Consider the following 12,457-nt stretch of genomic DNA (forward strand, 5'->3'; position numbering starts at 1 on the left):
CAATGACGTGGTGACTTCTTCCGCCACCGAAACGCTGGTCGCGCGGCTCCGCGCGGCCGGGTGTGTGTTCGCGGAGGACGAGGCCGCGCTGCTCCTGGACTCGGCCGCCGATGCCGACCACCTGGAATCGCTTGTCACGCAGCGCATTGCCGGGTTCCCACTGGAGCATCTGCTGGGATGGGCGGAGTTTCGCGGCCTTCGGGTCGCGGTCGCGCCGGGCGTTTTCGTCCCACGTCAGCGCACGAGCTTTCTGGTCGAACAGGCCATTGCCCTGGGCCGCAGCATGATCCAGCCGTTCGAGTCCGCTGGTATCGCGCACGACAGTGCGGCCACTTCTGCCACCGACGCTGCCGCCGGCACCACCATCGCTGCTGTCCGTACCGCCGCCGGTGAGTATCGGCCCGTCGGGCCGCGCACCCTGGCGGACCCGGCCGAAACCGCCGTTGCCTACGCGGATTCGACGCTGGTCGTGCTCGATATGTGTTGCGGCTGCGGAGCGCTGGGGTTGGCATTCGCGAAAGAAATAGCGGAGGAAGGTATTCGGGTCGAGCTGACAGCGGCCGATATCGAGCCTGCGGCCGTGGCGTGTGCGCGGGAGAATCTCGGAACCCTGGGGGCTCGGGTCGTCGAGGGCGATCTCTTCGACCCTGTGCCGGCGGATCTGCGCGGGCGCGTGCATATTCTGCTGGCGAATACGCCGTATGTGCCGTCGGAGGACATCGCGTGGATGCCGCCCGAGGCGCGCGATCACGAGCCTCGGCGGGCGCTCGACGGCGGCGTGGACGGGTTGGACGTGCTGCGGCGGATCGCTGCCGTGGCGGGTGAATGGCTCTGTGCCGGTGGGCATCTGCTCGTGGAGGAGAGCGAGGAGCAGGCTCCGGTTGCCGCCGCGATCATGCGGGAGTACGGGCTGTCGGCTCGGATCGTGGAGTGTGAGGATATGGGGGCGACAGTGGTGATCGGTACGCGCACATGAGTATTCGCGGGGTCCTGTTCGATGTGGATGACACGCTCATCGACTATTCCGCGACGGTGCGGATCGGATTCCTGCGGCATCTCGCCGCCGAACAGCTCCTGGATCGCGTCGAGTCACCGGCGGCGGCATTGGCGCTGTGGCGGGCGATCGAGGAGGAAGAGTATCTGCGGTTCCTGACAGGTGAACTCACCTTCAAGGGGCAGCAGCGGCTGCGGACCGAGCGATTTCTCGCACAGCTGGGCGTGACGGCCGACGATCCGGTCGAGTGGTTCGCCCGCTATGCGGCGCACCGGGATTCCGCGTGGGCGGCGTTCCCGGATGCCGCGCCGGTACTGGAGCGGTTCGACGGGCGGAAGGCGCTCGGCGTGGTGTCGAACGCCTCCCAGCCGTACCAGACCGGGAAGCTGCGCACGGTCGGGCTGCTGCACCACTTCGGCGACGCCATCCTGTGCTCGGACGAATTCGGTACGGCCAAGCCCGATCCGGCGATCTTCCTCGCGGGATGCGAGATGCTCGGGCTGCCGCCGGAGCAGGTGGCGTATGTCGGCGATCGGTACGACTGGGACGCGCTGGGCGCCAGAAATGCCGGGCTGCGGGCCTATTGGCTGGTTCGCAGCGGTCCTGGGGTCGCCTCGGACGACGGGATCACGGTCATTCGCTCACTGGCGGAACTGGATTCGCCGGCCGGGTGAATCCTCGCTCGGCGTCGCTGTGCTGCCTTTCGGGCCTCGTCGAGCGCGCGGCGCATGCGGAGCAGGTACACCGGAGTCGGTGGGGTCCAGCCGAGTTGGGTGTCCTGGCCGAGGCCCCCACAGTCTGCGCAATCACCATGGAGGCCGCAGCGATTCCCCGGATTCAGCCCGCCTCGAGTGACTTCCGGATCTCGGCCTGGATCTCGAGCTGCGCCCGGGCCGCGGTCAGGCCCGCGTTCACGTCGGCGGCGGTGCGCTGGGTGGCGGCCGAAACATACTGTGCCACCGCCGCTTCGATGGATTCCACCGCCGTGGTCGCGGTCGCCAGCTGGTCGCCGCGAGTGGCGGCGGGCAGGGAGGCCATGGCGACCAGTCGGTCGTCCCAGGCCAGGGCTGCCTGCTCGAGTTCGGCACGCAGCACGATGGTGGTGGCGTCGTCGAGGGCATCGGCGGTGCGCAGGGCCGTCATGGCGTCGCGCAGGCGGCGGTGCAGGCGCGGTTCCGGATCGTGCGAGCCCGCCCAGGAGGCGGGGGCGCGGGTGGCGGTGCCGGGGACGACCTGGTTGGCGGCCGCGATCGCGGTCTTCTGGCGGGAGGACACCAGCATCACGCCACCCACGGCGGCCGCCATCAGGACCAGCACAATCAGCACGGCAATCAGCATGGTCGGCTCACTTTCGTCGGTCGGGTCAGCGATGGGTGGTGGGGCGCGGCGGGGCGACGGTCGAGTGGCTCGGTCCGGTCGGATGCGCCGGGGTGTGATGGCCGTGCACCTTGCTGTACACCAGGATCACCGTGAGGATGATCGCGAGCACCGCCAGGATCGCAGCGATGATCTTCACCTTGCTCCACGGTCGGTCGCCGGACACCTGGCCGGTGAGGCCGTTGATGTACACCTGGTAGGTCTTGTCCATGTAGACGACCGTCAGCAGCCAGATCGGCAGCAGCAGATGCTTGTACGCCAGCCAGTTCCAGTTCGTGTTCAGCTGGTGGATGCGTTGATGGTCACCACCGATGTCGCCGCGCACGGTGGATTCGATCGCCGACTCCATCCGCTGCTGCGCTTCCGGGAACGATTGCTCCGCATCGTTGTCGTAGGTGCGGCACAGGTGCCCGGCCACGAATTCCGGTGAGTACGCGCGCGCCTGCTCCACCGGCCACGGCTCCAGCGACCGAATCCGGTCGCGGTTCATATTGTCATTGGCCAGCACCGGCAGATCCGCGAATTCATTGGCGACCTCACCGGCCACCGGATACCACCGGGTCCGCGTCTCATAGATCGGATCCCCATCCGAATCCGTCCCGACCCGCACCTGATAGTCGTCGCCGCGCTCGCCCTGATACCAGCTCTGGGTATCGGCGTCATAGGTGAAATACGCGGTGTACAGGCTGGAGAACGCCCCGATCCGCCGATACTTCCGGAAATTCGACGGCGCGAACCACCGCCCCGACACCCACTTCTCGACCAGCTCCCGAGCCTGCTTCTCCCCCACCAGGAACGGCACCACACCGTCCACCGGCAACCGGGCCGGCGCATTGTGCACATCATCACGCTGAATGGGCGTGGCGCAGTATGGGCACCGAGTAGCGGTGAGACTCCCGTTGAACCCGGTTGTCCCACCACAGTTCTGGCACTTCACCTCCCACTCCCCCGTCACCTGCGGCCCCGCCGCATGCGCCTGCAACTCCCGCAACGCCGCAATCGCGGGCCCCAGCTCCCGAGCCTGAACCTCGACATCCGGCGCCGTCACCGGAGACCGATTCCCGCAACTGGGACACAACAAATCCTGCCCCACCGGATCGAACACCAACTGCGCCCCACACGAAGAACACGGATACGTCCGAGTCAACTCCGTCTGATGCAACATCGCGCGATCCGGCACCACCGGATTCCCCTGCGGCACAGCACCGTCCGACTCGACCGGTCCCGGAGCCACCCCACCCGGCACGATCACCGGCGCCACGATCACCGGCTGAGCCATGGCCCCCACCGGCGCCTGCCCCGGCTGTCCTGCCCCCACCCCACCGGGCAGCGGCGGCGGGCCGGCCGGAGCCGCGGACCCAGGAAGCGGCGGCGGCGCAATAGTTCCCGGCCCGGCAGCGCCGGGCTGCGGCGCGAAACCCTGCTGCGGCGGCATCGAACCGGACTGCGGCATCGGAGGAACACCGCTCTGCCCCGCTCCGGTGGGCGGAAGTGGAGAGGGCGCGCCCCATTGCTGCCCGGTTCCAGCATCCGGCAGCGGCGGCGGGCCGGCCGGAGCCCCGGACCCAGGAAGCGGCGGCGGCGCAATAGTTCCCGGCCCTGGGGCAGCGCCAGGCTGCGGGGCTAGACCCTGCTGCGGCGGCATCGAACCGGACTGCGGCATCGGAGGAACACCGCTCTGCCCTGCTCCGGTGGGCGGAAGTGGAGGGGGCGCGCCCCATTGCTGCCCGGGGACGCCGCCCGGCGGGGTCGCGCCAGGCTGCGGCATCGGCGGGACAGAACCCGGAAGTGGCGGCGGGACGGGCGATCCCGCGCCGGGGCCACCGGGGTGCGGCGGCTGGGCGGATGGCAGGCGGCCTTGGGCATGGTCGTTGGCCGCGAGCGGCAGCGTCCACGGTTGCCGGTCGGCCGTGTGCGGGGCGGCCGGGTCCCCGGACGGGAGCGGCGGCGGGCCGGACGGGTGCGGCGGCCGTTGGTTGTCGTTCATGGGAGCTCACTCGGTGCGGCGGACTCGCGTCACGCCATGGGGCGGAAGGACTTCGGGGACGCGCCGAGGGCTCGGGCGTGGATGTAGGGCAGTCCGGACGGAGACGACGTCCGGGTACGGCGGGCCGATCGGCCGCGGTGCGGTTGCGACCGGTGGGCCGTCGTCGGAGTGCGGGACGGCGGCGGGATGAGCTGTGGGAGCTCGGGTCTCACCATCGGTCCACCCGTCTCGGCGCATCCGCACGCGGACCGGTCCGAGGCACCGCCCGGGCGGGCGATGCCACCGGTCGAGTTTCTGCTACTGCGGGGGCAGGGGCGGCGGGGTGCCCGGCAGCGGGGGCGGGGTGGCGAAGAGGGGCTGGAGGGCGGGGACGGTGTTGGCGGGCTGCCAGCCGGCCATGCCCTCGGTCCAGACGTTGGTGTCGCGGGTCAGCTGGCCGGACGAGACGTACTGGCGTAGTTGGTCGATCGGGAAAGGACCTGCGGCCTGGCCGGCGTTGTCGAAGTGGAACTGCTGCTGGCCGGGCAGCGGCGGCGGGGCCGCCTGCTGGGGGGCGGCGGGCTGGGCGTAGCCGCCCTGCTGCGGCTGCATGCTGCCCTGCATGGCGCCCGCCATCTGGCCGCCGAGGACCACGCCCATGCCGGCCTGCATGGCGGCTCCCATTCCGCCGCCGGGGTTCTGGGCGGCGGCGAGCATGGCGTCGGCGGCCTGCATCTGCTGGTAGCGGTTGAGGTCGACATTGTTCATGAAGCCGCCGGCTTCGACGCCACGCGCCACACCGCGGGTCATGGCCTGCTGGATTTCCTCCGGCAGGGAGATGGTCATGGTGACGCCCTCGACCCCGATACCGAAGCCGGACAGACGCTGACCGACGAATTCGCGCAGCTTGTCGGACAGTTCGACCTGGCGGCCCTGCAGATCGATGGCGCCGAGGCCGCTGGCCAGCACCATGTCGGAGAAGGCCAGGGCGACATTGGCACGCAGCTGCTCGCTGAGCACGTCGGCATCGACCTCGGCATTGGTGCCGATCATCTGGCGCAGGAACACCTCGATGTCGGTGACACGGACGTTCGCGGTGCCGTTGGCGCGGATCTGCACCATGCGGAAGTCGGGGTCGCGCACGGTGACCGGTTGCGGTGTGCCCCAGCGCATGTCGGTGACCGCGCGGGTGTTCACGTAATACACCTCGGACCGGAACGGCGAGTTGAACCCGTGCCGCCAGGCCTGCAGGGTGGACATGATCGGCATGTTCTCGGTGGTCAGCTGGTAGTGACCGGGACCGAACTTGTCGGCCAGCTGCCCGCGGTAGACGAAGACGGCCTGCTGCCCCTCCCGGACGATCAACTCCGCGCCGTTCTTGATCTCGTTCTCGTAGCGGGGAAACCGCCACGCCAGCGTGGTGCGAGTGTCGTCCAACCATTCGATGACGTCGACGAATTCGCCGCGGATCATGTCGAACAGGCCCATTGAGTTCTCTTTCCTCCCTCGAGCGCTGCGCCCGACCCCGGCCGAGTATGGCACAGGGCCGCCGGCGCGCGCGGTCACCGTCGTGTGGCTATCGAGCCAACCACAGGCAGTGTTAATTATTCATGAACGACCATGGCCCGCGGGAGCTTTCCCGCGCGAGCCATATCAATCCGCTACTACGGCTTCGCCGTGCCCGGAGCACATCGCCGCCATCCCGCCACCGAGCCAACGATCCTGCCGGAGGACTGGATCCGGCCCGGCGCGGATCAGGCGGGAGAGTCCAGTTCCCCGGACACCACGCCGGCGGTGAAGGCGTCCCACTCACCGGGGGCGAACATCAGCGCTGGGCCGGTCGAGTTCTTGGAGTCGCGAATCCCGACCATGCCCGAATCGAGGAACGCGACCTCCACACATTGGGAACCGGTTTCGCTACGGCTGCTCTTGAACCAGCGTGCCCCGGACAGGTCACCGTTCACGATCGAACTCCCTTGCTATCTGGCGGATCAGGTCTCGCGTTCGCACTTCATCCAGCGTTTCGGCCCGAATGGCCTCGGCCAACTCACTGTATCGCTGGACATCCTCGAGCCTCTCCACGTACAGATCGCTGGTCAGCCGACCCTCGACGTAGACGACCGGTGGCTCGACCCGGTTGTTCCCGGCGTCGGTGCCGAAGTCCAACAACACAAACGGACCGTGCTGGAAACCCCAGGTGTACCCGGCCGCATACGGTTGAACCCGCAAAGTCACGTTCGGCCTGGTGCTCATGTCGGCGAGGTGCTTGAGCTGCGCGGCCATCACACGCTTGCCACCGACGACCCGACGCAGCGCCGCTTCGTTCAGCAACACTTCGACCGCCAGCGGGTTGGCTCTGCGGGTCACGATCACCTGACGCGTCAGCCGAATATCGATGCGCCGCTGGATGTCTTCATCGTTCTCGAACCCCGGGAAGGTGCGGAACACCGCACGCGCATAGTCGGAAGTTTGCAGCAGTCCGGGTATCTGTTCCTGGTAGGTGACCAGACGGCGAGCGGAACGCTCCATGCCGACATACATATTGAACGCATCACTGAAAAGCCCTCCGAGGGAGAAGATCCCGTCCTCGTCCTTGGCCGTCGCCGCCCGAAACGCCAAACCGACCGCCTGCTCGGTCTCGTCGGCATCCACCTCGTAGAGCATGCACAACTCCCGCACGTCCTGCCGTCGCGGCTTGACCGTGCGACCGGCCTCGAGTCGTTGTAATGCGTTGAAGCTGAGCTGAACCTGGACCGCAGCCTGTTCGAGGGTCAGCCCGGTCGCCTGACGCCGTTCCCGCAGAAACCTACCCAGTTGCCGCCGCAACAGGGTGGGCGACACATCCTCTGCCATCGATGCTCCCCCTGAAAAGTGAATACATCTGCCAACAGAATCTGAATGCTGTATCGCGGTGGATCCGCATCCCACCTTGGGATTTCAGACTACCTAATCTGAATATTCAGATTCCACGTTTTCAGAAACGTCCTCGGTGGTGTGCTTGGGCTCCAACGACAGCACACAGGTAGGTGACAATGCCCAGCAACAATCCGTGGTCGGTGCAGGCGATCATCGACCGCATCGAACGAGAGAACCGTCAGGCCGCCGACACCGAACCGCCATCGAACGAGCCCGCAACGGTCGGCTATTCGGTTCGCGGGCTGTGGTCGTGCTACTCCGATCCCGGCGAACTGACTGCCGCACAAGCGCATATCGCGATGCAACTGCATCTCGAATGCGGAGTCGACACCTGCCTGGTGCGAGGGCGGGCGCGCACCGCCCTGGTCGCATCCGGGCGCATGATCCTCGACCCCCGTGCAGCGCGAACACCGCCGACCGCGCGCAGATCCCTGTTCACGCTGTTACGCGCCACCGTATTCGGCTACAGCACATTGCTTTTCGGCGGTCGCCATGCCCTGCGATGATCCGGACCTGATCGAGATCCAGGTCATCCAGGACGTCCTCGACACCATCGAAACCCGCCTGCGCGACCGTGAACGCCACGGCCGGCGCTTGACCGTCCCCCGCTCCCGCGTCTACGCAACCGTGCTGCACGCGGTCATCGTCAGCGCCCGCGAATCCCACCGCCTCCCAGCCACCCTCGACCGTGCCGCCATCCTCGACACCATCCTCGACGGCGCCGAACCCTCGAACCACACTGCCGCCGGCCGACCGATCGACGACGTCATCGACCACCACACCGTGCCCGTGAACTGAATCCGGCTGATGGTCCACAGCCTGCCCCCGTCGAAGCAGCTGTGCGCGCACCTCACTGCGATCACCGCATTGGCGGGATACGACCAGCATCTCCGGAACCTCGTCCACGACGCAGAGTGTGCCGCGATCGGCGCGGCGTTTTCATCCAGCACGTTCGAGCCGGGCCACCGCGTTGTCGGTGAGCCGACACACCTCATCGTCGCTCATCGCGATTGCCGAGTACCCGACGCTGAGGTCGAGGCCGCCAAGCCGCTCGTTGGCGATCACGAACAGTGACGGGCCGAACATGTCGAGCGAAACGGCTTTGGTGACGTCCTCGAGCGTGTAGGCACCGTAGCTGGCCTGAAGGCCAGAATCGCCCGTTGTGGTGACAGCAAGTCCGTCCAGGCGCCGGTTGTTCCGGAGCGATGGGCCGACTTCGCGCCGATACACCTTCCATCCGGGAAACTTCATGATCGAGGCGGACTCCTGGTCCTTGGCCAGCGCGGCGATCAGCTTGAACGAGGCGTCACGGGCGGTTGCCCAGAAGTCGTCGGTAATCGGGTGCTCGGTACGCAGGATGTCGACGTAGCAACCGTAGGTCTCGTGCGTCACCGCGACTTTACTGAGGCGACGGAGGTCGACCGTGGTCAACACGGTCATGGCATCGAGCCCGTACCGCTCGCGCATGGCAAGCAGGAAGGCTGCCGTCACCGCACCGTGAACCGTCGTTCTGTTGGCTTTGATGGCATCCACGAGCGTTGCCGTGACGACGGGCTCGAGGTGACGTGCCAGTACTCGCGTTTCCTTCTTCGGGTCGGGTACCGCCTGCTTGGGTAGCCGAATGGCCGGCGTATAGGTGGTCTTCTTGCCACTGCCGGATTTTTTGAGCATGCCGGTGTCGATCGGCGGGGGCAGGGCGGTGTGGAGCGGGAACTTCAGTTGCGCCGCGGCTGGATCGGCGAGGTATTCGAGAAGCTGGCAAGCGAGATTGTTGGCGGACTGGGCGTCGAGGGTCGCGTGATCGGCGCAAATGACGATGTGGTTGAGGTCGGCGTCGGGCGACTGCCGCACCAGTGTTACCCGCAGGCGCGGATGGTTGCCCTTCGAGATCGGTGTGCGGATGTCAGAGGCGAAAACCGTGCGCCAAGCGTCCGGGTCGCTGTCGTCGAGCACCTTCAACGGGATCTCCGTTGTGCCCTCGGTGTCGAACCAGGGCTGCCGATAGGCGAAGAACGGTATGTGTCGCCAGACGATCTTGCCGTAGCGGATATGAGCGCGAAGGATGGGGTGCTGGGTCTGTAGCCAGGCGAGCGCGCGCTTCACCAGCTCCGGATCGAGGCGACCGCGCACATGCAGCACCTGCATGGCGATCAGCCCACCATGGACATGCAAATGGCTGAGCAGTTGTTCCTTTTCGCCCAGCGGGCGCGTTTTTTCGCCCAAGCGTTCCTCCCGCAGTTTCGAATACCATTCCAGTTCGCGATGAAATTGGCTGGCATGCCGACTACATAAGGGACTCAAGTGATGAACGATATCGAACGACCGATAATCGAGTATATCTCCGCCATGGTGGCCGAAACCGGCGGTGCGCCAGTCGATCGCGAGACCCCATTGCTCGAGGCAGGCCTGCTGGACTCGGTCAGTTTGGTGAAACTGGTGTATTTCCTCGAGGAGCGATTCAAGATCAGCATCCCGGACACGGAGATACGGGCGGAGCTGTTCGAATCGCCTGCGAACATAGCGGCCTATGTTTCACAGCGAGCGGCTCAGCCCGCCTAGAGCTCGCGCAGCCGTGCGCGGAGCACCTTGCCGGCCGGGCTCCGCGGCAGTGCGTCGATGAACGCGATCTCGTCCGGGACCTTCTGAACCGACAACCGGTCGCGGGCATAGCGGATCAACTCATCGGCCGACACATCCGCCCCTTTGACGACGAACGCGATCAGCCGATTGCCGCTGCGCGAGTCCGGGAGACCCGCCACTGCGGCTTCGGCAACAGCAGGCAGGGTCATGAGCGTCTCCTCCACCTCGATAGGGTCGACCTTGTAGCCGGATACCTCGATCAGCAGCTTGCTGCGGCCACGGATGACGATGCGACCTTCTTCATCGAGCGAGGCGAGGTCGCCGGTCCTGAACCAACCCTCATCGAACGCCTCGTCATTGGCCACGGCATCGCCGAGATAGCCCCGCATGAGCGAGGATGACTGTATTTCCATTTCACCGACGGATGGGCCCAATTCGGTCTCGAACGGGACGATGCGGACCCTGGCGTCGCCTGCCGGCTTGCCCACCGAGGCCCAGCTCGCGTCGGGATCGGCGGAGTTGTTGTGCGAGAACATGCTCGCCTCGGTCGAGCCGTAATCCTGACGAAGTGCGGTACCGAGGCGCTCGCGCACCGCTTCGAAGATCGGCCGTTTCAGTGCGACGCCGCCCGAGAAGGCCAGGCGCAGCCCCAGATCGAAACTGCCGGTCTGACCGGTGACGATTTCGTACGTTGCCGGAACGGCGCCCATGACGGTGACACGCTCGCGGACCATGGTGTCGAGCAGCTTCTTGCGCGAAAGCGCCAGCGGCAGGGGATCGCTCCAATAGAGCGTCGTTGCACCGCCGGCGACGGCTTGCGTAGCGCCCAGTAGGAAGCCCAGCGAGAAGTTGCCCGGCAGAATGTCGAGGACGATATCGTCGGGCTGAAGCTCCCAGGCTGCGCTGGCTCGTTCACTGTCGGCGAGCAGCTCGGCATGGGTGTGCGGCACCACCTTGGGCAACCCGGTCGAGCCGGACGAGAAGAGGTAGAGCGCCGTTGTATCGCCTGCCAGTTTCGGCAGCTGGGCGGTTGCATTTCCTTCGGGCAGGGTGCTCGTCAGGAGCAAGGGAATGCCGGGGGCCGCATCTGCGATCAGCATCTCGGCCGCAGCGGCAAGACCGGGGGTTGAGATGACTGCGTTGGGTCCGGTCTTGTACGCGAGCGCGGCGAGTTCGGATCGCGTGGCCGTCTCGCCCAGAGGCATCGCGATGGCGCCGATGGCGAAGAGTGCGTGGGCAGTCACGAAAAGATCGGGTGAATTCGGAATCAGCAGGGCAACGGGATCGCCTCTCCCGATGCCACGTTCAATGAGGCCGGCGGCTAGTCGGCCGACCCGCTCGACCAAAGCGGCGTAGGGCGTAAATTCTTCACCCTGCCGCAATCCGCTGGTGATCGGTGCCCGCGCTGTCGGCACGAGCAGATTGTCGTAGATCATCTCTACTCCGCGGGGTCCGCCCCCCTGTCCGTAAGGATAGAAGTGGGATGCGGCATCTACAAGCCGTCAGCGATTACGCCGGTAGGTCAGGTGGAGAACGCCGGCATCGAACGTCGAAGCTTCTGCCAGTTTTCAAACCGAGCCTTTTATCGTGGTTGCCATTGAACAGCCGGGTGCCGCCGCCGAAAGGGCCAGCGAGACAAGGAGGCTCAGTTCAAGTCTAGGCGATGACAGCCCGATTCTGGCCTGTCGCAAGCGATTTCCGTGTCCGCGACGAGTTCTTCTCCGGTGACGAAACCGTGCTATCGAGCACCGAAGGCCAAGACGGGTACTGGCGCACCGGAGAACACGCATTTCGGCATGTGTATGCGTTCGCCGGCAGGCCCCCGGCTGCCGGGAGACCATCGGCATCGAAATGCGCTGCGGCTGTATAGTAGTCGGGCGTTGAAATGACCCGGGTGAGTCGACTATCGGGGTCGTTCGGGCACTCCGCATCCAGTCGACCATGTCGGCGCAGCCGTCGCCGGTCTGCAGTCGGGTGATTTCCTGGGGGAGCTACTGAGCAGCTGAGCCAAGTATTCGTCCACACTGCTCAGCCCACAGTTCGCATCGCTTGAAGCTCGCGAATCATGCTGGGATGGTGCGGAAAAGCCACGCCGAGGTCCGAATACCTTTGTGCCCGTCTGGAACCCACTATGGCAGCCCGTATACGTTGCCGCGCAGCAGCTCGAAGAGATGATGTCAGCCGACGATCACTGTTTTAACCTCGCCCTCGATCCGGTCATCGCGCTGGACGGTGAACTCGCGATTCAACGCGAGTCGGTGTCGGACCGCGCAGGCAGAGCCATCTCCAACCCTGTCGACATCGTGGAGTGGATTTATCCAGCCGCCCACACACTTCGGGGTTGCTGTCCGCCGGATGGCTCCTCGGTGCGGTCCGAACGCTCACCCCTCAGCGCTGGAGACGCATATCCGCACCTTCGCCGACAGGGTCGAAACACTAATCGGCAGAATCCAATTCGCCGCTGAAGTGAGGATTCGGCCGGAGCGCTACTATGCAAACCTCTGGACGGACTTCGTACTGATCTCCGGCACCCACATCGCTCGATCGTCCATGTCGGTCACCGACTGACAACCGACAGCCCACACTGTCGAACCTTGCACTGAGCCCACCGAACGCAACTCAAC

12 protein-coding genes are annotated in these 12,457 nt (G+C 66.0%); 5 read left to right on the forward strand and 7 right to left on the reverse strand.

Going from position 1 to position 12,457, the window contains the following annotated elements:
• Nucleotides 1-10 precede the first annotated feature (10 nt).
• Complete coding sequence (locus ACQP1O_RS26240; protein ID WP_433561113.1) at nt 11-976, forward strand: methyltransferase; 966 nt, start codon at nt 11-13, stop codon at nt 974-976.
• Complete coding sequence (locus tag ACQP1O_RS26245; protein ID WP_433561114.1) at nt 973-1,668, forward strand: HAD family hydrolase; 696 nt, start codon at nt 973-975, stop codon at nt 1,666-1,668. Before ACQP1O_RS26240 ends, ACQP1O_RS26245 begins: the two co-directional genes overlap by 4 nt.
• 163 nt (nt 1,669-1,831) lie before the next feature.
• On the opposite strand, the gene ACQP1O_RS26250 is transcribed toward ACQP1O_RS26245, so the two are convergent.
• The 5 genes from ACQP1O_RS26250 to ACQP1O_RS26270 form a co-directional block, all read right to left on the reverse strand.
• The gene (locus tag ACQP1O_RS26250) at nt 1,832-2,332 is read right to left on the reverse strand and encodes a hypothetical protein (protein ID WP_433561115.1); all 501 of its coding nucleotides are present in this window, start codon (nt 2,330-2,332) and stop codon (nt 1,832-1,834) included.
• 25 nt (nt 2,333-2,357) lie between these two features.
• Nucleotides 2,358-3,212, reverse strand: a complete 855-nt coding sequence (locus tag ACQP1O_RS26255; RefSeq protein WP_433561116.1) for a hypothetical protein — start codon at nt 3,210-3,212, stop codon at nt 2,358-2,360.
• Nucleotides 3,213-4,655: 1,443 nt separating this feature from the next.
• Nucleotides 4,656-5,825: an SPFH domain-containing protein gene (locus ACQP1O_RS26260; protein WP_433561117.1), complete on the reverse strand. Its 1,170-nt coding sequence runs from the start codon at nt 5,823-5,825 to the stop codon at nt 4,656-4,658.
• Between the two features lie 266 nt (nt 5,826-6,091).
• A complete protein-coding gene (locus ACQP1O_RS26265) occupies nt 6,092-6,301 on the reverse strand; it encodes a DUF397 domain-containing protein (RefSeq protein ID WP_433561118.1) in 210 nt (69 codons plus the stop codon).
• Entirely contained in the window at nt 6,291-7,190 is a 900-nt protein-coding gene (locus ACQP1O_RS26270) for a helix-turn-helix domain-containing protein (RefSeq protein ID WP_433561119.1), read from the reverse strand. The genes ACQP1O_RS26265 and ACQP1O_RS26270 overlap by 11 nt, the downstream gene beginning before the upstream one ends.
• Before the next feature lie 179 nt (nt 7,191-7,369).
• Between ACQP1O_RS26270 and ACQP1O_RS26275 the strand changes: the two genes are divergently transcribed.
• On the forward strand, nt 7,370-7,759 hold the full coding sequence (locus tag ACQP1O_RS26275; RefSeq protein WP_433561120.1) for a hypothetical protein: 390 nt from the start codon (nt 7,370-7,372) through the stop codon (nt 7,757-7,759).
• Entirely contained in the window at nt 7,746-8,051 is a 306-nt protein-coding gene (locus ACQP1O_RS26280) for a hypothetical protein (RefSeq protein ID WP_433561121.1), read from the forward strand. Before ACQP1O_RS26275 ends, ACQP1O_RS26280 begins: the two co-directional genes overlap by 14 nt.
• 141 nt (nt 8,052-8,192) lie before the next feature.
• On the opposite strand, the gene ACQP1O_RS26285 is transcribed toward ACQP1O_RS26280, so the two are convergent.
• The gene (locus tag ACQP1O_RS26285) at nt 8,193-9,476 is read right to left on the reverse strand and encodes a phthiocerol/phthiodiolone dimycocerosyl transferase family protein (RefSeq protein WP_433561122.1); all 1,284 of its coding nucleotides are present in this window, start codon (nt 9,474-9,476) and stop codon (nt 8,193-8,195) included.
• An 81-nt stretch (nt 9,477-9,557) separates the two neighbouring features.
• Between ACQP1O_RS26285 and ACQP1O_RS26290 the strand changes: the two genes are divergently transcribed.
• Nucleotides 9,558-9,812: an acyl carrier protein gene (locus ACQP1O_RS26290; RefSeq protein WP_433561123.1), complete on the forward strand. Its 255-nt coding sequence runs from the start codon at nt 9,558-9,560 to the stop codon at nt 9,810-9,812.
• Here the strand turns inward: ACQP1O_RS26290 and ACQP1O_RS26295 are convergent.
• A complete protein-coding gene (locus ACQP1O_RS26295) occupies nt 9,809-11,269 on the reverse strand; it encodes a class I adenylate-forming enzyme family protein (RefSeq protein ID WP_433561124.1) in 1,461 nt (486 codons plus the stop codon). The two genes, ACQP1O_RS26290 and ACQP1O_RS26295, sit on opposite strands and share 4 nt — an antisense overlap.
• Between the last annotated feature and the right edge of the window lie 1,188 nt (nt 11,270-12,457).

Origin of the sequence: Nocardia sp. CA-151230 (assembly GCF_050942175.1) — a bacterium.
GTDB lineage: Bacteria > Actinomycetota > Actinomycetes > Mycobacteriales > Mycobacteriaceae > Nocardia.

Bases quoted from the DNA above. Each gene is read 5' to 3' on its own strand.
- ACQP1O_RS26260 (WP_433561117.1), bottom strand. From the start codon at position 5,825: ATGGGCCTGTTCGACATGATCCGCGGCGAATTCGTCGACGTCATCGAA.
- ACQP1O_RS26250 (WP_433561115.1), bottom strand. From the start codon at position 2,332: ATGCTGATTGCCGTGCTGATTGTGCTGGTCCTGATGGCGGCCGCCGTG.
- ACQP1O_RS26270 (WP_433561119.1), bottom strand. From the start codon at position 7,190: ATGGCAGAGGATGTGTCGCCCACCCTGTTGCGGCGGCAACTGGGTAGG.
- ACQP1O_RS26245 (WP_433561114.1), top strand. From the start codon at position 973: ATGAGTATTCGCGGGGTCCTGTTCGATGTGGATGACACGCTCATCGAC.
- ACQP1O_RS26290 (WP_433561123.1), top strand. From the start codon at position 9,558: ATGAACGATATCGAACGACCGATAATCGAGTATATCTCCGCCATGGTG.
- ACQP1O_RS26280 (WP_433561121.1), top strand. From the start codon at position 7,746: ATGCCCTGCGATGATCCGGACCTGATCGAGATCCAGGTCATCCAGGAC.
- ACQP1O_RS26275 (WP_433561120.1), top strand. From the start codon at position 7,370: ATGCCCAGCAACAATCCGTGGTCGGTGCAGGCGATCATCGACCGCATC.
- ACQP1O_RS26295 (WP_433561124.1), bottom strand. From the start codon at position 11,269: ATGATCTACGACAATCTGCTCGTGCCGACAGCGCGGGCACCGATCACC.